At 60.7% G+C, this 21,725-nt stretch carries 20 protein-coding genes; 10 read left to right on the top strand and 10 right to left on the bottom strand.

Annotated elements, in window-relative coordinates; all coding sequences use genetic code 11:
* The first annotated feature begins 90 nt into the window (after nt 1-90).
* The 3 genes from rdgC (at nt 91) to sugE (ending at nt 2,552) form a co-directional block, all read left to right on the top strand.
* The gene (gene rdgC / locus FRT59_RS06055) at nt 91-1,011 is read left to right on the top strand and encodes a recombination-associated protein RdgC (RefSeq protein WP_003172886.1); all 921 of its coding nucleotides are present in this window, start codon (nt 91-93) and stop codon (nt 1,009-1,011) included.
* A gap of 154 nt (nt 1,012-1,165) precedes the next feature.
* Nucleotides 1,166-2,125: a bile acid:sodium symporter family protein gene (locus FRT59_RS06050; protein ID WP_153870644.1), complete on the top strand. Its 960-nt coding sequence runs from the start codon at nt 1,166-1,168 to the stop codon at nt 2,123-2,125.
* Nucleotides 2,126-2,237: 112 nt separating this feature from the next.
* Complete coding sequence (sugE, locus tag FRT59_RS06045; RefSeq protein ID WP_005786698.1) at nt 2,238-2,552, top strand: quaternary ammonium compound efflux SMR transporter SugE; 315 nt, start codon at nt 2,238-2,240, stop codon at nt 2,550-2,552.
* A gap of 102 nt (nt 2,553-2,654) precedes the next feature.
* Here the strand turns inward: sugE and FRT59_RS06040 are convergent, their stop codons facing one another.
* The 3 genes from FRT59_RS06040 to FRT59_RS06030 all read right to left on the bottom strand — a co-directional run bounded on the left by FRT59_RS06040 (nt 2,655) and on the right by FRT59_RS06030 (nt 7,034).
* Complete coding sequence (locus tag FRT59_RS06040) at nt 2,655-4,529, bottom strand: MFS transporter (protein ID WP_153870643.1); 1,875 nt, start codon at nt 4,527-4,529, stop codon at nt 2,655-2,657.
* 57 nt (nt 4,530-4,586) lie between these two features.
* Entirely contained in the window at nt 4,587-5,735 is a 1,149-nt protein-coding gene (locus FRT59_RS06035) for a TDT family transporter (RefSeq protein ID WP_153837852.1), read from the bottom strand.
* Nucleotides 5,736-5,846: 111 nt separating this feature from the next.
* Complete coding sequence (locus FRT59_RS06030) at nt 5,847-7,034, bottom strand: MFS transporter (RefSeq protein ID WP_153870642.1); 1,188 nt, start codon at nt 7,032-7,034, stop codon at nt 5,847-5,849.
* 91 nt (nt 7,035-7,125) lie between these two features.
* Here FRT59_RS06030 and FRT59_RS06025 point away from each other — a divergent pair, with 91 nt between their 5' ends.
* Entirely contained in the window at nt 7,126-7,665 is a 540-nt protein-coding gene (locus FRT59_RS06025) for a TetR/AcrR family transcriptional regulator (RefSeq protein ID WP_153870641.1), read from the top strand.
* A gap of 72 nt (nt 7,666-7,737) precedes the next feature.
* Here the strand turns inward: FRT59_RS06025 and FRT59_RS06020 are convergent, their stop codons facing one another.
* The 4 genes from FRT59_RS06020 to FRT59_RS06005 form a co-directional block, all read right to left on the bottom strand.
* Nucleotides 7,738-8,517, bottom strand: a complete 780-nt coding sequence (locus FRT59_RS06020) for an ABC transporter permease (protein ID WP_034117577.1) — start codon at nt 8,515-8,517, stop codon at nt 7,738-7,740.
* The gene (locus tag FRT59_RS06015) at nt 8,514-9,446 is read right to left on the bottom strand and encodes an ABC transporter ATP-binding protein (protein ID WP_034117576.1); all 933 of its coding nucleotides are present in this window, start codon (nt 9,444-9,446) and stop codon (nt 8,514-8,516) included. Before FRT59_RS06015 ends, FRT59_RS06020 begins: the two co-directional genes overlap by 4 nt.
* Before the next feature lie 135 nt (nt 9,447-9,581).
* Nucleotides 9,582-10,199, bottom strand: a complete 618-nt coding sequence (locus FRT59_RS06010; RefSeq protein WP_153837848.1) for a glutathione S-transferase family protein — start codon at nt 10,197-10,199, stop codon at nt 9,582-9,584.
* Between the two features lie 56 nt (nt 10,200-10,255).
* Nucleotides 10,256-10,915: a transglutaminase-like domain-containing protein gene (locus tag FRT59_RS06005; RefSeq protein ID WP_153870640.1), complete on the bottom strand. Its 660-nt coding sequence runs from the start codon at nt 10,913-10,915 to the stop codon at nt 10,256-10,258.
* A 190-nt stretch (nt 10,916-11,105) separates the two neighbouring features.
* Here FRT59_RS06005 and FRT59_RS06000 point away from each other — a divergent pair, with 190 nt between their 5' ends.
* Together FRT59_RS06000 and FRT59_RS05995 are read left to right on the top strand one after the other, a co-directional pair.
* On the top strand, nt 11,106-13,553 hold the full coding sequence (locus tag FRT59_RS06000; protein ID WP_034117573.1) for an acyl-CoA dehydrogenase: 2,448 nt from the start codon (nt 11,106-11,108) through the stop codon (nt 13,551-13,553).
* Between the two features lie 75 nt (nt 13,554-13,628).
* On the top strand, nt 13,629-14,036 hold the full coding sequence (locus FRT59_RS05995; RefSeq protein WP_162524831.1) for a PA2817 family protein: 408 nt from the start codon (nt 13,629-13,631) through the stop codon (nt 14,034-14,036).
* A 129-nt stretch (nt 14,037-14,165) separates the two neighbouring features.
* Here FRT59_RS05995 and FRT59_RS05990 read toward each other — a convergent pair whose 3' ends face one another.
* Nucleotides 14,166-15,098 (bottom strand): LysR family transcriptional regulator, encoded by a 933-nt coding sequence (locus FRT59_RS05990; protein ID WP_153870639.1) that lies wholly within the window; start codon nt 15,096-15,098, stop codon nt 14,166-14,168.
* Nucleotides 15,099-15,187: 89 nt separating this feature from the next.
* On the opposite strand from FRT59_RS05990, the gene FRT59_RS05985 reads away from it, so the two are divergent.
* A complete protein-coding gene (locus FRT59_RS05985; protein WP_034117570.1) occupies nt 15,188-15,862 on the top strand; it encodes a serine-tRNA(Ala) deacylase AlaX in 675 nt (224 codons plus the stop codon).
* Between the two features lie 65 nt (nt 15,863-15,927).
* Here FRT59_RS05985 and FRT59_RS05980 read toward each other — a convergent pair whose 3' ends face one another.
* Together FRT59_RS05980 and FRT59_RS05975 are read right to left on the bottom strand one after the other, a co-directional pair.
* The gene (locus FRT59_RS05980; protein ID WP_198809865.1) at nt 15,928-17,502 is read right to left on the bottom strand and encodes an alkaline phosphatase D family protein; all 1,575 of its coding nucleotides are present in this window, start codon (nt 17,500-17,502) and stop codon (nt 15,928-15,930) included.
* Entirely contained in the window at nt 17,499-18,053 is a 555-nt protein-coding gene (locus tag FRT59_RS05975) for a GNAT family N-acetyltransferase (protein WP_153870637.1), read from the bottom strand. The genes FRT59_RS05980 and FRT59_RS05975 overlap by 4 nt, the downstream gene beginning before the upstream one ends.
* Nucleotides 18,054-18,243: 190 nt before the next feature.
* On the opposite strand from FRT59_RS05975, the gene FRT59_RS05970 reads away from it, so the two are divergent.
* Genes FRT59_RS05970 through FRT59_RS05960 form a run of 3 tightly spaced genes read left to right on the top strand, consistent with a single transcriptional unit; the run spans nt 18,244 to nt 21,704 of the window.
* Nucleotides 18,244-18,651: an ExbD/TolR family protein gene (locus FRT59_RS05970; protein WP_034117567.1), complete on the top strand. Its 408-nt coding sequence runs from the start codon at nt 18,244-18,246 to the stop codon at nt 18,649-18,651.
* A 2-nt stretch (nt 18,652-18,653) separates the two neighbouring features.
* Nucleotides 18,654-19,394 carry an energy transducer TonB family protein gene (locus FRT59_RS05965; protein WP_153870636.1) on the top strand — a complete coding sequence of 247 codons (741 nt, stop codon included), beginning with the start codon at nt 18,654-18,656 and terminating at the stop codon, nt 19,392-19,394.
* 24 nt (nt 19,395-19,418) lie between these two features.
* Nucleotides 19,419-21,704 (top strand): TonB-dependent receptor, encoded by a 2,286-nt coding sequence (locus FRT59_RS05960; RefSeq protein ID WP_153870635.1) that lies wholly within the window; start codon nt 19,419-19,421, stop codon nt 21,702-21,704.
* The last annotated feature ends 21 nt before the right edge of the window (nt 21,705-21,725 follow it).

The raw sequence follows: 21,725 nt of genomic DNA, 5'->3' as shown, positions 1-21,725 counted from the left end.
TTTCAGCCCTTCCAATGGCTTAGGCAGGGTTGGCCTGCGGCGTGATCAAGAGAATAATGCCCCCCTTTGTATAGAGGAGAAACTCACCCCATGTGGTTCAAGAACCTGCTTATCTATCGCCTGACCCAAGATCTGCCTGTTGATGCCGAGGCGTTGGAAGCGGCCATGGCCACCAAGCTGGCGCGCCCTTGTGCAAGCCAGGAGTTGACCACTTACGGTTTCGTCGCACCTTTCGGTAAAGGTGAAGATGCTCCCCTGGTTCACGTCAGCGGTGACTTCCTGCTGATCGCCGCGCGCAAGGAAGAACGCATCCTGCCGGGTAGCGTGGTGCGTGATGCACTTAAAGAGAAAGTCGAAGAGATCGAAGCCGAGCAGATGCGCAAGGTCTATAAGAAGGAGCGCGACCAGATCAAGGATGAAATCATCCAGGCCTTCCTGCCGCGTGCCTTTATCCGTCGCTCGTCGACCTTTGCCGCCATCGCGCCGAAACAGGGCCTGATCCTGGTCAACTCGGCCAGCCCCAAGCGCGCCGAAGACTTGCTGTCGACCTTGCGTGAAGTGATCGGCACCCTGCCCGTTCGCCCACTGACGGTGAAAACTGCACCGACTGCCATCATGACCGACTGGGTCACCACCCAGAAACCGGCCGATGACTTCTTCGTCCTCGACGAATGCGAACTGCGCGACACCCACGAAGACGGCGGCATCGTGCGCTGCAAACGCCAGGACCTGACCGGCGAAGAGATCCAGCTGCACCTGACCACCGGCAAGGTCGTGACTCAGCTGTCCCTGGCGTGGCAGGACAAGCTGTCCTTCATGCTCGACGACAAGATGACCGTCAAGCGCCTGAAGTTCGAAGACCTGCTGCAAGACCAGGCGGAGCAGGACGGCGGCGACGAGGCTCTGGGCCAACTGGATGCCAGCTTTACCTTGATGATGCTGACCTTCGGTGAGTTCCTGCCGGCGTTGGTGGAAGCACTGGGCGGTGAAGAGACGCCACAGGGCATCTAAACCGTGTGAAGAGCAAAATGTGGGAGCGGGCTTGCTCGCGAACGCGGTGTATCAGTCGATACATCAGGTGACTGATTCACCGCTTTCGCGAGCAAGCCCGCTCCCACATTGGATTGTATTTACACCTTTAGAATCTAATAACAAGGACATCCCCATGCGTGCACTCGCTGCTTTGAGCCGCTTCGTCGGCAATACCTTCGCCTACTGGGTGTTGATATTTGCCGTGCTGGCCTTCTTCGAACCCAGCTGGTTCATTGGCCTTAAAAGTGCCATCGTCCCGCTGCTGGGCCTGGTGATGTTCGGCATGGGGCTGACCTTGAAACTTGAAGACTTCGCCGAAGTCGCTCGCCATCCGTGGCGCGTGGCTTTGGGCGTGGTCGCGCATTTCGTGATCATGCCCGGCGTGGCGTGGTTGCTGTGCCAGGCGTTCCAACTGCCGCCGGAAATTGCCGTCGGCGTGATCCTCGTCGGCTGTTGCCCAAGCGGCACGTCTTCCAACGTCATGACCTGGCTGGCCCGGGGCGACCTGGCGTTGTCGGTGGCGATTGCCGCCGTCACCACCCTCCTCGCCCCGCTGCTCACACCTGCGCTGATCTGGCTGCTGGCTTCGGCCTGGCTGCCGGTATCGTTCATGGAGCTGTTCTGGTCGATCCTGCAAGTGGTGCTGCTGCCGATTGTGCTCGGCGTAGTTGCGCAACGCGTGCTGGGTGATCGGGTTCGCCATGCGGTGGACGTGCTGCCACTGGTGTCGGTGGTCAGCATTGTGATCATCGTCGCGGCGGTGGTTGCCGCAAGCCAAGGCAAGATTGCCGAGTCGGGCCTGCTGATCATGGCGGTGGTGATGTTGCATAACAGCTTCGGTTACCTGCTGGGCTACTTCACCGGGCGCCTGTTCAAGTTGCCCTTGGCGCAACGCAAGTCGTTGGCCCTGGAAGTGGGTATGCAGAACTCAGGGCTGGGCGCTGCGTTGGCCAGCGCGCACTTTTCGCCGTTGGCGGCAGTGCCCAGTGCGTTGTTCAGTGTCTGGCACAATATTTCCGGGGCCTTGCTGTCGACCTACTTCCGCCGTATGAGCGAGAAGGAAGACCGTCGCGCCTTGGAAGCCGCGCCGTAACCTTGATCGCCTGATCCATTTTCGGCACTCTACCAAGCTTCGCGGGGACGACCTCGCGACGCTCTCAAGCGCTCAATCAGGGGACGACCCCGCCTATTGATGGGAGGTCATCATGTCCTGGATCATTCTGTTTTTTGCCGGGTTGTTTGAAGTCGGCTGGGCCGTCGGTTTGAAATACACCGACGGTTTCAGCAAGCCACTGCCCACCGCCCTGACGATTGCCGCCATGGCCGTCAGCCTTGGGCTGTTGGGGCTGGCCATGAAGGAACTGCCGCTGGGCACCGCCTATGCCATCTGGACCGGCGTGGGTGCCGTAGGCACCGTGATCGCCGGGATTATACTGTTTGGTGAATCCATGGCGTTGTTTCGGTTGGCGAGTGTGGCGTTGATTATTTGTGGATTGGTTGGGCTCAAGATCAGCACATAATCCACTACCCCCTTCGCGAGCAAGCCCGCTCCCACATTTGAAATGCATTCCAAATGTGGGAGCGGGCTTGCTCGCGAAAGGGCCTTTACTACCCGCCAAAAACTACCTGGCACTCCCTCGCAAACCACCCACCACAGCCTGCAACTGCACAGGCGTTGCCGCCTCCACACCAATCGGCTCACCCGCCACCAACACCACCCGCGACCAGATCCGATGAAAGAAGCCCTTGTGCGGATCGCGACTGAAGAAACTCCCCCACAACCCCTGCAGCGCCATCGGGATCACCGGCACCGGCGTCTCCTCCAGGATCCGCGTCACGCCACCACGGAACTCATTCATCTCGCCATCGGCCGTCAACTTGCCTTCCGGGAAGATGCACACCAACTCGCCTTCCTGCAGGTACTGGGCAATCCGCGAGAACGCCTTTTCGTAGATCTGGATATCCTCATGGCGCCCGGCAATCGGAATCGCCCCTGCGGTGCGAAAGATAAAGTTGAGTACCGGCAAACGGTAGATCTTGTAGTACATGACAAAGCGAATCGGCCGACGCACCGCGCCGCCAATCAGCAACGCATCGACAAACGACACGTGGTTGCACACCAGCAAAGCCGCGCCCTCATCGGGAATCTGCTCCAGGTTGCGATGCTCGACACGGTACATGGAATGGCTGAGCAGCCAGATCATGAAGCGCATGGTGAACTCGGGGACGATCTTGAAGATGTAGGTGTTGACCGCGATGTTGAGCAACGACACCACCAGGAACAGCTCGGGGATCGACAGCTTGGCCACGCTCAGCAGCAGGATCGAAACGATGGCCGAGACCACCATGAACAGTGCGTTGAGGATATTGTTGGCCGCGATCACCCGCGCCCGTTCGTTCTCGGCAGTGCGCGACTGGATCAGCGCGTACAGCGGCACGATATAGAAGCCGCCAAACACACCGAGGCCAAGGATATCGAACAACACCCACCAGGCCTGGCCGTAGCTGAGCACCGCGAGCCAGTCGTTGGCCTGGACGTTCTGCGGCAAGCCCCCGGAGTGCCACCACAGCAGCAGGCCGAATACCGTCAGGCCAAACGAGCCGAACGGCACCAGGCCGATTTCGACCTTACGCCCGGAGAGTTTTTCGCAGAGCATCGAGCCCAGGGCGATGCCCACGGAGAACACGGTGAGGATCAAGGTCACTACGGTTTCGTCGCCGCACAACCATTCCTTGGCGTAGGCCGGGATTTGCGTGAGGTAGATCGCACCGACAAACCAGAACCACGAGTTGCCGACAATCGAACGTGAGACCGCCGGGGTCTGCCCCAGGCCCATCCGCAACGTCGCCCAGGACTGGGTGAAGATATTCCAGTCCAGGCGCAGTTGCGGCGTAGAAGCCGCCGCGCGCGGAATGCTGCGGCTGGCCAGGTAGCCCAGCACCGCCACACCGACAATCGCCACCGCCACCACCGGCGCGTAATGGGTGGAAGACATCATGATCCCGGCGCCAATGGTGCCGGCCAGGATCGCCAGGAACGTGCCCATCTCCACCAGGCCATTGCCGCCGACCAACTCATCGTCGTGCAGGGCCTGGGGCATGATCGAGTACTTCACCGGGCCGAACAGCGCCGAGTGGGTGCCCATGGCAAACAGCGCCAGCAGCATCAGTTCCAGATGATTGGTCAGGAAGCCCGCCGCGCCCACGGCCATGATCACGATCTCGCCAATCTTGATCGCCCGGATCAAGGCGTCCTTGTTGAATTTCTCGCCAAATTGCCCGGCCAACGCCGAGAACAGGAAGAACGGCAGGATAAACAACAAGGCGCACAGGTTGACCCAGATGGAACGGTCACCGTCGATGGTGAGCTTGTAGAGAATGGCCAGGATCAGCGATTGCTTGAAGATGTTGTCGTTGAACGCGCCCAGCAACTGGGTGATGAAAAACGGCAAGAAGCGCCGCGTGCGCAGCAAGGTGAATTGCGAGGGGTGGCTCATCGTCCGTGTTCCTGCGTGGCGTGTTATTGATCAGGCCACGACTTTACCTAATCCTGCTTACTTATTCCCTAACCCTGCAATGCATGGCGAAACAAAAAGCTCGCCTTTATAGGCACCCTGCACCGTGCGCTTGGCCACGATCAACCACATCAATGCCAACGCCACCACCAGCACAGTGCCAAATACGCTGAAGAACCCCAAATGCAACACGCTCGCCAGTTTCAACGTAGCCAGGGCATACACTCCCAGCGGAAAGGTAAAGCCCCACCAGCCGAGGTTGAACGGAATGCCCGCACGCAGGTAACGCAAGGTGATCAACACCGCGATCAGCATCCACCACAGGCCGAAGCCCCATAAGGTGATACCTGCAATCAGCCCCAGGCCGTGGGCCATTTCACCAACACTCGCCAGGCCATTGGCGGCAAAGATCGCCGGCGCATCGCCACCGAGTAACAGCATCCCCAGGGCACCGGTGCCGATAGGGCCCAGCGCCAACCAGCTCGATGCCGCCATATTGGCGTGGGGCAACTTATGCAAGGCCATGCGCAGCATCAGGATCGTCAGGATGCTGAACGCCACCGGCAGGGAAAACGCCCACAGCACGTAGCTGGTTACCAGCATCACCAGTTGCGAATGGGCGTCCACCAGGTGCGGCGCCAGCAAGCCGCCGCTGGCCGCCGCCACTTCGGCAGCCACCACGGGCAACAGCCAAACGGCGGTCATCTGGTCGATGCTGTGCTCCTGGCGGGTGAACATCATGAATGGGATCAGCACGCCGCAGGCCAGGGACATGGCCACATCCAGCCACCACAGGGCTTCGGCCAGCGGGATCACATCGCCGCCCCAGCGTGGCAGGCCGAACAGCAGCAGACCGTTGAGAATGGTCGCCAGACCCATGGGAATGGTGCCGAAGAACATCGAGACGGTGGAGTGCCCGAAGATCCGCCGCGCCTCGTGGAAAAACATCACCCAGCGGGCGGCATACAACACGCTGAACAGCACGAACAGGCCGATGGTGAACATCCACAGGCCCTCAGCGACAGCGCTCACGCCTGGCAGGCTGACCGGCAACTGGGCCAAGGCCAGCGCCAGCACGCCGGTGCCCATGGTGGCGGCAAACCAGTTCGGGGTGAACTGGCGAATCACTTCCCGGGGACGGGCCAGGTGACTAAGCGGTTTGTAGCGGTGAGTAGTCGAGCAGGTCATGGGTTAATCCTCTTCCTCGCATGAGGTTGAAGCCATGATAGAACCTGATCGAATATCTATATAACGGGTAATATCTCTAACTGTTATCTGTTTTGCAGATATAGACGTCCCTCACGCGGCTGCCCGAGCCCGTGCAGCGTCTTGCATCAACAGCCCGCCGAGGGCACCCAGGGCCAGCAGGATAAGCACCACAGCGTAGCCATCCGTGGTCGCTATAAGGCCAAATACTCGGCTGAGGTTACCCGCCAACAGCGCCGGTACGCAGAATGCCAGGTAGCTCAATACATAAAACGCTGACATCAGGCCCGCCCGCTCATGGGGCAACGCCAGCCCCACGATACTGCGCACACTGCCCATGAAACCGCCGCCGAAACCAAAACCGGCAATCACACTGGCGACAAAAAACAGCCACAGGCTGGCGGTCTGTACGGCAACCAGCAGCAACCCAACGCCCACGGCCAGCAGCGCCGCCGACAGGCGCATGACCTGGTTGGCCGCACGGTTGCGCAAGCTGTAGATCATCACCGCGCCACTCAAGGTCACCACCGCCACCAGACCGCCGCCGATCAAATGCGAGGTCGACCCCGTCGCGGCTCGCACCAACGACGGCGCCAGCGAGGAAACGAACCCACCCAGCGCCCACACCGCCACATTCAGCGGCATCGCCAACCACAAGGCCCGACGTGCTTGCGGCGGCACATGCAGGGTTGGCGCCAGGGACTTCAAGGCCCCCGGTATACGGCTGACCGTTTCAGGCAGGCGCCAGACATACAGGGCCTGCAACACCATAAAGCCCAGCAGGGTGAAATAGATCAATTGGGTCGGCCGTGGCGCGAACTCCACCAGCAGGCCGCTGCCCAGGCCACCACTGGCCATGCCGAGCATCGGCGCAAGGCTGTTGAGCATCGGGCCGCGCACGCGGTCGGTATCGAGCAGCGTCGCGCTCAACACCGCTGTGGCAGTCCCGGTCGCGAAGCCTTGCAATGCCCGTGCGGCAAGCAGGTAGGCGGTGCTGTCAGCGTTGATAAACAGCAGCATCGCCACGATATTCAGGAGCAGCGCGGCGAAGATCACCGGCTTGCGCCCCAGGTAATCCGAAAGCGACCCTACGGTCAGCAGCGCCGCCAACAGGCTCACGGCATAGACGCCGAAGATGGCCGTCAGCATGGCTGCAGAAAAATGCAGGTTGTCCTGATACACCTGGTACAACGGCGTCGGCGCGCTGGACGCGGCGAGGAAGGTCAGCACTGTGATCACCAGGAACGCCAGGCTGGACCGTTGAGAAATGACGCTGGACATGGGCACGCTCCACTAAAGCTAATATTTTGCTTTTGTGCAGTGTGCTACCCGCCGGCGCTTAAAGCAAATTCTTTGTGTTAAGGTTTTAAGCATGGCGATTAAAGAAGGCCTCCGCCCGGGGGGCCGTAGTGCCCGGGTACAAGAATCCGTCCATTCGGCGGTGCGTGAATTACTGGAAGCCCATGAGCGCTCCAGCGTCACCGTGCCGATGATTGCGGCCCGCGCAGGCGTTACACCGTCGACCATCTACCGGCGGTGGGGTGACCTTTCCGTACTGCTTGCCGACGTGGCCCTGGCGCGCATGCGCCCGGACAGCGAGCCGGCCAACACCGGCAGCCTGCGCGGCGACCTGCAAGCATGGGCTGAGCAATACCTGGATGAGATGAGTTCGGACGTAGGGCGCAATATCATGCGCGACGTGCAATGCAGTGTGACACCGGGGTATTGCGTGAGCATTCTGAGCGGGCAGTTGCAGGCGATTGTTGATCGCTATCCGCAAGAGACGCCGCCGAGCGTGGACCGTTTGATCAACCTGCTCGCGGCGCCAACGGTGTTTCGTATTTTGTTTTCGGCGCAGCCGTTGGCTGTTGAAGAACTGCATGCGCTGATCGAACTGGCACTGCAGGTCTAAAAGTCATACACAAAACCAAATGTGGGAGGGGGCAAGCCCCCTCCCACATTTTTTACTGCGTTGAATCGCTATTTACGTACGCATCCCGCGCCCACTCACCAGCAACCGCGCACAACCTAAATACAGCACCACGGTCGCCACGACCATAAAGGTGATCGCCACGCTGATCTTGATATCCGACACGCCCAAAATACCGTAGCGGAAAGCGTTGACCATATGCAGCACAGGGTTGGCCAGGGACACGGTCTGCCAGAACGGCGGCAGCAAGGTGATGGAGTAGAACACCCCGCCCAGGTATGTCAGCGGCGTCAGCACGAACGTCGGGATAATCGAAATATCATCGAAGTTGCGTGCAAAAACGGCGTTGATAAACCCCAGCAGCGAGAAGATCGTCGCCGTGAGCACCACCACCAGAATGGTGACCCCAAGGTGATGCACTTGCAGGTGGGTGAAGAACAACGACAGCAGCGTCACGATCACCCCCACCATCAAGCCCCGCAACACGCCGCCCAGCGTATAGCCGATCAAGATAGTGTGCGGCGATACCGGCGAGACCATCAGTTCCTCGATGGAGCGCTGGAACTTGCTGCCGAAGAAACTCGAGACCACGTTGCCGTAGGAGTTGGTGATCACCGACATCATGATCAGGCCCGGCACGATGTACTCCATGTAGGTGAAACCACCCATGTCGCCGATCTGCCGGCCGATCAGGTTGCCGAAGATCACGAAGTACAGAACCATGGTGATCGCCGGCGGCAGCAGGGTCTGCGGCCAGATGCGGGTAAAGCGCTTAACTTCGCGATAGACAATGGTTTGCAGCGCGACGAGGTTGGGTTGCAGTTCGGAACTCATACCGCCACCTTCGCCAGATTTTTCTCCACCAGGGACACGAACAACTCCTCAAGGCGATTGGTTTTGTTACGCAGGCTCAGCACTTCAATGTTCTGGGCCGCCAACTGGGTAAATAGCGCGGTGATGCCCATGGCTTTGTCCACCTGGACTTCCAGGGTATGGCTGTCCAGCAGGCGACTGGGATAACCGAGCAACTGCGGCGCAACCGACAGATTGTTCTTCAGGTCGAGCAGGAAGGTTTCCACATGCAACTGGCCCAGCAGGCTGCGCATGCTGGTATTTTCGACGATGGTGCCGTGGTCGATGATGCCGATGTTGCGGCACAGTTGCTCAGCCTCTTCCAGGTAGTGCGTGGTGAGGATGATGGTGATGCCCTTCTCGTTCAGTTCCGTGAGAAACGCCCACATCGAGCGGCGCAGTTCAATGTCCACGCCCGCGGTCGGTTCGTCGAGGATCAGCAGGCGCGGCTCATGCACCAGGGCGCGGGCGATCATCAGGCGGCGCTTCATGCCACCGGACAACGAGCGCGAAGGCACATCGCGCTTGTCCCACAGCCCCAGTTGGGTCAGGTATTGCTCGGCGCGTTCCTTGGCGATCTTCGCAGGGATGCCGTAGTAACCGGCCTGGGTCACGACGATGTCGAAGGTCTTTTCAAACTGGTTGAAGTTGAATTCCTGGGGCACCACGCCGATGGAACGCTTGAGCGCCGCCGGGGATTTGTCCAAGTCATGCCCGAAGATATTCACCGTGCCGCTGGTCTTGTTGACCAAGGTCGAGAGAATGCCGATGGTGGTGGATTTGCCGGCGCCATTAGGGCCGAGCAAGGCGAAGAAATCACCTTCGGCAACGTCCAGATCGATACCACTCAGGGCCTGGAAACCGTTGCCGTAGGTTTTGGTTAGCTGCCGGATGGACAGAGCGGAACTCATATCGGGATACGCACCAAAGAAGGGAATAGAAAGAATAGATGAGGGCACACCGAAGGTAGTTCAACCTACGATGCAGTGCGAGCATGGTGCGTGCCCATGCCGCACAAGTACAGTCACCCGTATTAATAGTGTGTATTAAGTCAACGCGGTCATCACCGCCTTGCGATACGCCGGCCGCTGCTGCAGGCGTTGGTACCAGGCCTCTAGATGGGGCATTGCAGGTCGCTCGATGGGCATCTCGAACCACGCGTAGATGAAGCAGCCCAAGGGGATATCGCCCATGCCAAATGCCTGGCCGGACAGGTAAGGTTGCTCGGCGAGGGCTTCGTCGACAGTTCTGAGCGCGTCGATACACGCCTGGCGCCCGGCATTGATACTGTCCCAGTTCTGCTTTTCGGCTGGTGTACGCACGATTCCCCAGAACACTGCCTTGAACGGATCGGCGAGCGTTGAGGTGGTCCAATCCATCCACTTCTCGGCGCTGGCCCGGGCTTGCAGGTCGTTCGGGTAAAAGTCCGACGCGTGTTTGGCGCACAAATAACGCACGATGGTATTGGATTCCCACAGCACAAAGTCGCCATCCTCGATCATCGGTACCCGCCCATTGGGGTTCAACGCTCGGTATTGCGGGGTGTCGACCACACCGAAAGCTCCGCCCGCATCAATTGCCTCATAGTCCAGGCCGAGCTCCTCGGCGCACCACAGTGCTTTCCTGACGTTTGATGAATTTTTACGACCCCAGATTTTCAGCATGACCGCGCCTTATCGTTGATGAACATGGCTGGATGAAGGCAGCAGCATACGCCGGTTCAGGCGCGGCTTAAATCGCTCTGCATATCGCCCAGCAAGGGCGGCGCATCGTCAGCAAACAAGTGCGGGTAACACTCTCGGATATGCGCGAAGAAAAACGCCTCGGGCACATCGGCAAATTGCCCATGGTCCACCACGTACTCCATCGAACGCAGGCCCTGGCGATTGAACGCGTGGAAGACGCTGTCGTGGAGGCCATCGAACTCCAGCGGTGGCACATCGAACACGTCGCACAGTTGCTGGTTGAACGCCGGAGTCGCCTTGACCCAGCGACCGTTCAGGTAAAGCTCGGTATAACCGTGCATGGCGAACACGTCGCTCTTGAGCAGGGCGAGCAAGCGTGGGGTGGACAGGTGATTGCGCACATCCGCCAGGCCGATACGCGCAGGGATGCCGCAGTGGCGGGCACAGGCGGCAAGCAAGGTGGCCTTGGGCACGCAGTAGCTCTCGCCAGCGGCCAGGGCGAAGCTGGCATTCAAGGTGCCGGGGTCACGGCTGAAGGTATAAGGGTTGTAGCGAATCGCCTCACGCACGGCGTAGTAAAGACTGACTGCCTGGTCACTTAAATTCGCTTGGGTTCCGCGATGCTTTTCGGCGAACTCCACCACCGCAGGGTGGTCACTATCGATGAAGCGGCTGGGACTCAAGTACGCATTCATGAGCTTGATCTCCGAGTGAAGCCTGGAGTTTAACGACAGGTCTGCCACAGAGATAACGACGATTCGGCCAAATGTCGGCGACTGCTGATGGATAACCCAGTACAACTTGTAACACCCTGATCACCCGGCCTGCTCGGATGCCGACTAAGCTCCCTGGTGGTTTCGCCCCTGGTTTCACGGAGGATTGCATATGCTGTTGTTGTGGATACTGGTGCTGGTGGTCGGCATTGCCTACCTGGCACATCGCCGTATCGCCCCCCTGCCCGCCCTCGGCGTGGTCGCTGTCTACCTGCTGGCGATGGGCGCCTGGAGCCACGCACCGGGTTGGCTGCTGCTGATCTTCTGGGTGCTCATCGCCGTGGTCGCCGTGCCGTTGCTGTTGCCCGACCTGCGCCGCCAATACTTCACCAAGCCGCTGTTCAGCTGGTTCCAGAAAGTCCTGCCGCCGATGTCCGAGACCGAACGCGATGCCATCGACGCCGGCACCGTCTGGTGGGATGGCGAACTGTTCAGCGGGCGCCCCGACTGGGACAAATTGCTGGCCTACCCCAAGGCGCAACTGACCGAGGAAGAACAGGCGTTTATCGACGGCCCCACCGAAGAACTCTGCGCCATGGTCAGCGACTGGGAAATCGGCCAGGCCATGGACCTGCCGCCAGCGGCCTGGGAACACATCAAGACCCACGGCTTCTTCGCCCTGATCATTCCCAAGGAGTACGGTGGCAAAGGCTTTTCCGCCTATGCCCACTCCCAGGTCGCAATGAAGCTCGCGACTCGCAGCGGTGACCTTGCCTCCACGGTAATGGTCCCCAACTCCCTTGGCCCAGCCGAATTGCTGCTGCACTACGGCACCGATGAGCAACGCAACCACTACCTGCCCCGCCTGGCGCGTGGCGACGATATCCCCTGCTTCGCCCTCACCGGCCCGCTGGCCGGCTCCGATGCCGGCGCCATGCCCGACACCGGGGTGATCTGCAAAGGTGAATGGGAAGGCAAGGAAACCCTCGGCCTGCGCCTGAACTGGGAAAAACGCTACATCACCCTGGGCCCGGTCGCGACCTTGCTCGGCCTGGCGTTCAAGGCCCATGACCCGGACCACCTGCTGGGCGAAGAAGAAGACCTGGGCATCAGCCTCGCGTTGATTCCTACCGATACGCCCGGCGTTGAAATCGGTCGTCGCCACCTGCCGCTGGGCGCCGCCTTCATGAACGGCCCCAACTCCGGCAAGGATGTGTTCATCCCCCTGGAATTCCTGATTGGTGGCCAGGAGATGCTCGGCAAGGGCTGGATGATGCTGATGAACTGCCTGTCGGTAGGCCGCTCCATCTCCCTGCCTGCGGTCGGTACCGGCGCGGCCAAGTTCACCAGCCTGGTGACCGGGCAATACGCCCAGGTGCGCGAGCAGTTCAACGTCCCGCTGTCGGCCTTCGAAGGTATCCAGGAGGCCCTGGCGCGCATCGGCGGTAACGCGTGGCTGATGGACAGCGCACGCATGCTCACCGCCAACGCCGTGGACCTGGGCGAGAAGCCCTCGGTACTCTCGGCGATCCTCAAGTACCACCTGACCGAGCGCGGCCGTGAGTGCATCAGCCACGCCATGGACGTACACGGCGGCAAGGGCATCATCATGGGCCCGAACAACTACCTGGGCCGTAACTGGCAAGGGGCGCCGATCTTCATCACGGTGGAAGGCGCGAATATCCTCTCGCGCAACCTGATGATCTTCGGCCAGGGCGCAATTCGCTGCCATCCGTTCGTACTCAAGGAAATGGCCCTGGCCGGTCGCGAAGACCACGACCAGGCGTTGAAGGAATTCGACGGCCTGTTGATGCAGCACATCGGCTTTGCCGTGAGCAACGCGGCCAGCACCCTGGTGCTGAACCTGGGCTTCGGTCATTTCGAAAAAGCCCCCGGCAACCGCTTGAGCCAGGGTTACTTCCGCGCACTGAACCGCCAGGCGGCTGCATTTGCCCTGCTGGCAGACCTGAGCATGATGCTGCTGGGTGGCGAGCTAAAGCGCCGCGAACGCCTGTCCGCCCGCCTGGGCGACGTGCTGAGCCATATGTACCTGGCCTCGGCGGCGCTCAAGCGTTATCACGACCTGGACTCGCCGGATCACCTGGAACCGCTGTTTGCCTGGGCCATGGAAGAAAGCCTGGGTGAATCGGAACGCGCCCTGGATGAACTGCTGAGCAACTTCCCGAACAAGGTGTTGGGCTGCCTGCTGCGGGTAATCGTGTTCCCGTTCGGGCGTCGTCACACCGGGCCGTCCGACGCGCTGGATGCCGAAGTGGCGGCAGTGATCGGTCGTGCCAAAGGCGACCCGACCCTGGAAGAGCTGTTGGCCGGCTGCTACCGCCCACAATCGGCAGAAGATCCAGTGGGCGCCCTGCAACATGCCTACGACCTGCTCGACGCCAGCCATCCGCTGCAGAAAAAACTCCACAGTGCACTCAAAAGCGGCCAGGTCAAACCGGCCGCCGGCGAACACGCCATCGATGCCGCGCTGCATGCCGGCGTGCTGCAACCGGCCGAAGCGCAAACCCTGCGTGACGCCGAAGCGGCGCGGCGCAAGGTGATCGACGTGGATGATTTCAGCAAGGAAGAGCTGATGCAGGCTGAGGGTAAAGTCCGCTAATACCAGCGGTCATATAAATACGGGCGCGAGGGCTATATACTCTCGCGCCCGTTTTTGCTTTAGAGGACTTATCTCGTGTCCAACGTCGTTGCCGATCATCTCGTCTTGCTCGACCACTTGCGCAGCATCCTGGTTGCCGTCGGCGAAGCCGAACAGGTACCCGAGGAAAGCCATTCACTGTTCCTGGAGCGCTTCGACGAACTGCGCGCCCTGCTGCCGATCGACCCGATCGAAAGCCAATACCTGGGCCAGGACCTGATGAGCCAGGTCATCCTGCGCTACCCGCAAATCGCTCACCTGGTACCGCGCGACCTGTTGTGGTTCTTTGGCGGCGATTGCCTGCACTTCATGCCCGACGAAGAACTGGACCTGTACCAGGCCCTGGAAGAACGTCGCTTTGAAGCCGAACAGAACGACGAACCGTTCGACTGGAACCAGGAAAAGCAGCTGCTGGCAATGCCGCTAGACCAGAGCAAGCACTGACTTCAAAAATCACTGCTGCACTGAATGTGGGAAGGGGCTTGCCCCCGATAGCGGAGGTTCAGTCGATTGATGGGTGACTGATGCACCGCCATCGGGAGCAAGCCCCCTCCCACATTTTTGACCGTACTCCTACACGCGGCCCAGTGTCGGCTCCTTGGCCATGCACTCCACCAGGTAATCAATGAACACCCGCAATTTCGGCGGCAGATACCGCGTCGGCGAATGCAGCAACCACGCCTCGCCATGGTAAGACGCAATAAAGTCCCACTGCGCCAACACCTGCACCAACTGCCCCGCCTCCATCGCATGCCGCGCCGTGAAATACGGCAAGCTGCCAATCCCCACATGCTGCAGCACCGCATCCAACCGCACGCCGGTGTGGTTCGCCGCATAACGCCCGCGCACGCCAACCGTCACCGCCTTGCCGGCCTGACGGAATTTCCAGCGTGAGTCGCCAGGGGTTTCCCCCAGGTAGATGCAACTGTGCTCGAGCAAATCATGGGGATGGCTTGGAGTGCCATGCTCGGCCAGGTACTGCGGCGTCGCGCACAGCAAATGCTCGATGGGCAATAACTGGCGCCCGACCAAACCGGGCGGCGGGCTGTCGGTGATACGGATGCTCAAGTCGACGTTATCGTCGATCAGGTCCACATGCCGATCCTCGAGGATCAATTGCACATCCACCTTGGGGTAGCGCCGCAGAAATTCCGGCATATGCGGATGCACCACGAAGCGCCCCACCGCCTTGGGCACGCTGACCCGCACCAGACCCTCGGCTTCATGGGTGAACTGGCCGCTGATTTCCATCACCGAGCGGGCTGCATTGACCATCTCCTGGCAACGCTTGAACACCTCCTCACCACCCTCGCTCAGGCGCAGTTTGCGCGTGGTGCGTTGCAGCAAGCGCGTGGCCAGGGCCTGCTCCAGGCGCGAGATGCTGCGGCTCACCGCCGAGGGTGAAACGCTGAGTTGCCGCGCCGCTTCGGAGAAGCTGCCGGTTTCCACGACCTTGACGAAAATCGCCATTTCACCCAACAGCGGCAAAGGTAGATTGATGCTCATCACGCACAGGTCCATTGATAATTGAACGGATTATCACCCATCTGCGCACTATTTATACTGCCCACAGAACCCTGACGCGGATGTAGATGATGACCGAGCGCCTGTTTTTTACCCACGACCACCTGACGGCCGAGCTGGAAGTGCTCAGTTGCACCCCGCACGAAGAGCAGTTCGCCGTGATTGTGCAGTCGACGATTTTCCATCCCCAAGGCGGCGGCCAGCCGTTCGACACTGGGTGGCTCGGCGACAGCCAGGTACTGCGCGTCATGCAGGAGGCCGAGCATGTGGTGCATTACGTCGATCAACCGCTGGAACCCGGCCCGGTCGCTGCACGGGTCGATGCACAACGCCGCGCGCTGCACACCCGCCTGCATTCGGCGGGGCATTTGATCGGCAATGCCGGCGAACACCTGGGCTGGATGCCGATCAAGGCCCACCATTGGCCGGGCGAAGGCAAGATCACCTTTATCCGCGGCGAAGCTGCACAAAACATCGATGCCCAGGCGCTCCAGCAACAGGTCAACCAATGGATCGCCGCCGACTATCCACGCCATATGACATTGGAAGACGGCGCCCGGGAAGTCGGCTTCGGCGAGTTGCCGCCCTACGCGTGCGGTGGCACCCATGTGCAAGCGTTGAGCGAACTGGGCCAGGTGACGATTTTGGCATTGTCGGAGAAAAAAGGCGCCCTGTCGGTGCGCTACGAAATCAATGTGGGAGGGGGCTTGCTCCCGATGGCGGAGGTTCAATCACAGCATGAGTGACTGACACACCGCTATCGGGAGCAAGCCCCCTCCCACAGTGGACCGATGCGCCACAGAGAAATAGGCTACACGGCAATCGCCCCCGCCCTCCCCGGCTCTACCACAAACGACTTCAACGTCGACACCGTGGCCGCGGGGTCGCGAGGGTCACTGATCGCCCGAAAATTCGTCAGCATCCGCTGGGCCGCCAACTCCACCGACACATACCCACGCTGGCGGCTGTCAAAAAACTTCACATGGGGGTTGAGCGGCATGATCTTCATGAAGGCGTCATAGGGCGGGCCGTCGGATGTCACCGACGAGCCGACGAACTCGGTGGCCACCACCGCCGAATCCGGGTTGTCGGCGTCTGCATGCAGGTCCGTGGCCCAGAACGAATGTATGTCGCCGCCCCAGAACACCGGGTTGCTGACCCGATGGCGGGCGATGGACGCCAGCATCCGCGAACGGTTGGCCATGTAGCCATCCCAACCATCAGTCCAGCGCCCCGGCTTGTGGTTGGTGAGATCACGCTGGATCAGCGGTGCCACCAGCAGGTCCTGGGCGATCACATTCCACTGCGCCTTCGACTGGGCAAAACCCTGGTCGAGCCAGGCTTCTTGCTGCCAGCCAAGCAACGTGCGGGCGGGGTCACGCAAGTCATTGCACGGAGTGGTGGCGACATGCCCTTGGTGGCTGCCATTGGCTGCAATACACGGTTGCTCGGAACGGTACTGACGACCGTCGAGCACATGGAAACGTGCAAGCCGGCCATAGTCCAGGCGCCGGTAGATACGCATGTCCGCGCCCTTCGGCACGCTGCTGGCGCGCAGGGGCATGTGTTCGTAAAACGCCTGGTAAGCCGCCGCTCGTTGCTGGAGGAATTGCGCCACGCCAATCTTCGGGTCCTGGGACCAGCGGTTGGCATAGTCATTCTGTACTTCGTGGTCGTCCCAGGTCGCCACACTGGGGGCGGCGGCGTGCAGGGTTTGCAGGTCTGGATCAGTCTTGTATAGCGCGTAGCGGTTGCGGTAGTCGCTCAGGGTCAGCGCATTGCCGCTGCCGTGGGAACGAAAAACCTTGCCCGAGTCCGCCGCGTAGGAACTGTCGTAGATATAGTCGCCGAGGAAAAACACCAGGTCGGGCTGCTCGGCGGCGAGGTGCCGATAGGCGCTGAAATAGCCACGCTCCCAGTGCGAGCAGGATACAAACCCCAACCGCGCCGAGGCCATGGCATGCAGCAGCGGCGTTGTGCGCGATTGACCCACCGGGCTCTGCGCACCGAGCCCTTCAAACTGGTACCAATAGGGCCTGTCCGCCGCCAGCCCCGCCACCTCGACATGCACCGCATGGGCGAAACGCTCCGTCGCCAGCACCTCGCCCTGCTTCACAATGCGCGTCATCGCCGCATCGCTGGCCACCCGCCAGCGCACCGGCACCGCGCGACTCAAGCCGCCACGCCCGTCTGCGGCGTTGAACAGCGGCGCCAGGCGCGTCCAAATCACAAAGCCATCCGGCAACGGGTCGCCGGAAGCCACGCCAAGAGTGAACGGATAATCCACCCCGGCACTGCGTGCAAACGGGCTGAGGATGGAAAACGCGGTAGCAACCGCCAGCCCGCTGAGCACCCGGCGCCGGTCGTGGTCAATGGCGCCGCTCACAACCGGCGCTCCCAGTCGTCGCGCACGGTGGCAAACCCGAGCAAGTCCTCGTACACGCCATTTTTCAGAAACGCCTGGCGCATACAGCCTTCATAGCGCAGGCCGATCTTCTCCATGACCCGCGCCGATTCCTTATTGCGACCAAAACATTGGCTGCCCACGCGCTGCAACCCCAGTGCAGAGAAGCCGTAGTCCATCATCGCGCTCGCGGCCTCGGCGGCAAATCCCTGGTTGCGGCAGTGCGCCGCCACCCAGCCACCCAAGTGCCCATAGTGGTGACGAGTATTCAGACGCAGGCTGACGATGCCAATCAATTCGTCAGAGTCACGCACGTGCATCCCCAGGTTCAACAACTCACCGGTGCGATATTTCTCGGCGGTCCCGGCGATAAAACCCTGTGCCGTTTCCAAGGTGTAAGGCGATGGAATATTGGCCGTGTTATCGGCAATTTTCGGCCCGTTGGCGAGGGTGAAAAGTGCTTCGGCCTGATGCATTTCCAGCGCACGCAACAGGAGTCGCGGGGTGGACAAATGAGGCAACGCAGTGGGCATACGGGGCGTCTCTCGAGATAAATTTCTCGAGGATGTACGCCACGCATGTCAGTTTCATTACGTCGCAAAAGTGACCGGTAAATTTTCTGAAAGATGCGTCCTAGAGCCTTTAAACCGTCAATTAAAGTTAACCATTCGGTCATTTTTCACTGTTAGCGTTCTGCCCCTAATTCAATGACGGGGCAACGGAATGAGAACCTGGGACGAACCCAAGAAACGCAAGGCGCACATCGAGCTGATTCCGATGATCGACGTGATGATGTTCCTGCTGGTGTTTTTCGTACTGGTGAGCTTGAACGTGATTCCCGCGCTCGGCATGAAGACGCAATTGCCCAGCGCCAGCACTTCACAGCAGCTCAAACCGCAGAACAAATTCATCCTCACCCTGGGCCTGGAAGGCCAGTTGCAACTCGACGGCAAGGACCTGACGGTGGATGCCTTGGTGCCGGCGCTGAAGGCCGCCGAAAAGCCCGAGACCAAGTCGACGATCATCGTCAACAGCGACAAAGGCGTGGAAGTTTCGCGCCTGGTGGAAGTGATGGACACCCTGCGCCTGGGTGGCTTCACCTCCGTGTCCATCGCCACGCGTAAATCCTGATCATGTACGTTCTGTTTCGTGCACGTCAGCTGCTGGGCAGTGTCCCGGCCGTGATCGCCCTGGTGCTGATTGCACTGGGTATCCACTCCCAGACCTTGAAGGTCGAGCCGGTGTATGACGAGTCGGCAGTCGAGTTGGCGTTGGTCGAGCCGGAGCCGGAAGTCGTCCCGGAACCGGTGGTGCAACAAGAGCCGCCACCGCCGCTGATCGAAGATGAAGAGGCCGAGCCGGCACCACCGCCACCGCCGCCCAAGCCGCTGCCAAAGCCCGAACCCAAGCCCAAGCCAAAACCGCTGCCCAAGCCGGTGGTTGCCAAGCCCGCGCCCACTGCGCCCACTGCGCAACCGGTCGCCGCCGCCAAACCCGTTCCACCCGTCGCAGCCCCGGCAGCGCCCGTGGCGGCAGCGGCCCCGCCTGCGCCGCCGAAGGTTGACGGCCAGGCCTTGGAGGGTGGTTATCTCAAAGGTTTGCGCAACGAGCTGGACACCTACAAGCAGTACCCCACCGGGCGCCAGGCGTCGCTCGAACGCCCCAGCGGCGAGGTGGTGGTGTGGCTGTTGGTGGACCGCCAGGGCCGCGTGCTCGACTCCGGTGTGCAAACCCAGGCCTCGAGCATGTTGCTCAACCGCGCCGCCACCAACAGCTTGCGTCGCATCAAGCAAGTCAAGCCGTTCCCCGAGCAAGCCTTTGGGGGGCGCAATGAGCAACGCTTCACCGCCACCTTCAACTACAGCGTGCAATAAGCACCCGACACCAGGACGACAGTGATGAAGTTCACCCGCATTCATCTGGCACTCGTGGCCGCGACCAGCATGGCCCAGGGAATGGCCATGGCAGAGACCAGCGACAGTGACGTCGGCACCATTGGCGTACAAGGCAAGGCGAGCGCCGGGGGCGGCTACATGGTCCCGGAAGAGAGCATCAAGGGCCGCTCTACGGTAACCAAGGAAGCACTGGACAAGCAGGCGGCAACGGGCAACGCCATCGATAAGCTCAAGTACACCCCGGGCTTGAACATCTCCAGTGAAGACAACACTGGCCTGTCGGGCTTTCGCTTCACCATGCGCGGCATGAACTCCGACCAGGTGGGCATGTCGGTGGACGGCATGCCGATCAACGATTCGGGCAACTACGCGCTGTACTCCAACCTGCTGGGCGACCCGGAAAACATCGACCAGATCTTCGTCACCCAGGGCGCATCGGAAGCCGACGGCCCGCACATCGGTTCCAGCGGCGGCAACATCGGCATCGTGACCATTCGCCCAACCAAGGAAACCGGAGCCTTCGTTAAACAAGTCGTCGGCAGCAACGCCACGCGCAAGACCTTCGCCCGCCTCAATACCGGCGAGATCAATGGCCTGAGCAACTGGCTGTCGGTGTCCCATACCGAAGGTCAGATGTGGCGTGGCTCGGGCGCCGTGCGGGCGGATAAGGTGGAATGGAACAGCTTTTTCGACGCCGGCAATGGCAACACCGCCAACCTGATCCTCAAGTACCACGAGCAAGACAACAACAGTTACAGCCAGTTGACCAAGGCGCAGTTCCAGCGCTACGGCCGCAAGTACGACCCTTACCCGGCGACCCCAAGCGTGGGTAGCAACCGCAAGTACAACAGCTACTACGCCCTGGCGCAGAACCCGTTCCAGACCTTCACCGCGGTGCTCAACACCCAGTTCAAACTGGCCGACAACCTGGCCCTGTCGGTGATCCCGTATTACTACTGGGGCAACGGCAGCGGCGTCGGCTCATCCGCCTACGCGCTCAACCGCGGTTCGAACCAAGGCGGCGTGTTCGACCTCGGCAACCTGCCCACTGCTGCGCAATACAACGCCGATGGCACACCGAACAGCGGCGTGTACTACCGCCCTTCGCGCACGCAAACCTGGCGACCGGGTATTACCACCAAGCTGACCTGGGACCTGGGCGACCACAGCCTGCAGTTCGGCTACTGGTACGAGCGCGCACGCCAGAGCCAGACCCAGCCGTTCATTCCACTCAAGAGCAATGGCAAGCCGGTCGATACCTGGCCGGACTCCAACAGTGCCATCGTCGATGTCAATGGCAACCAGATCCAGGGGCGCGACCGCTTCACCGTGACCCCGGCACAAAAAGTCTGGGCCCAGGACACCTGGTACATCAACCCGGACTGGACCTTCATCGCCGGCCTTGCGTACATGAACGTCGAGCGGGACGGCACCAACCACGGCAGCCTCAACGAGCGGCCAGAAAAACGTAACCAGACCTACAACAAGCTGTTGCCCAACGTCGGCCTGAAATACCAGCTGGACGAGCGCGACCAACTGTTCTACAGCCTCTCGCGCAACATGCGTGTACCGCAGAACTACGCGCTCTACGACAAAGGCGCCGACTCCATCAACCTCGAGCCGGAAACCAGCTGGAACCACGAATTGGGCTGGCGCTACAGCGGCGACGACATGACCCTGGCCGCCACCCTCTTCTACATGGACTTCAAGAACCGCCAGGTGTCGTCCAAAGACATCAACGGGGACGCCGCTGACATCAACGTCGGTGCGGTCACCAACAAAGGCTTGGAGCTGGAATGGAGCGGCCAGTTGCCCCACCACTTCAACTACTACACCTCCTACACCTACACCAAGGCCGAGCAACAAGACGACATGACCGTCTACAACGCCGGCAAAGCCATCGTCTTGCCCACCAGTGGCAAGCAGTTCGCCAACGTGCCCAAGAACATGCTGGCGGCCAACATCGGTTATGACGACGGGCGCTTCTACGGCACCTTCGGCGGCAAGTACACCAGCAAGCTCTATGGCGACCTGACCAACGACGAGGCCATCTCCGGCCGCACCGTATTCAACCTCGGCGCCGGTATCTACCTGCCAGTGGACAAGAAAGTGGTCAAGGACGCGACCCTGCGCCTGAACGTCGACAACCTGTTCGACAAGAAGTACCTGGACGGCGTGTACACCACCAAGACCAACGCGGCCAGCTACAGCGGTTTTCGCGATGGCGACCCGGCGTACATCGTCGGCCTGGACCGCACCGTAACGGTTTCGCTGGAAGCGAATTTCTAAGACTGACCCAAGAGGAACACC

It is taken from the genome of Pseudomonas haemolytica, from assembly GCF_009659625.1.
Classification (GTDB): domain Bacteria; phylum Pseudomonadota; class Gammaproteobacteria; order Pseudomonadales; family Pseudomonadaceae; genus Aquipseudomonas; species Aquipseudomonas haemolytica.
The sequence above is the reverse complement of the archived record's forward strand: the minus strand, read 5'-3'. Positions and strand labels throughout refer to the sequence as shown.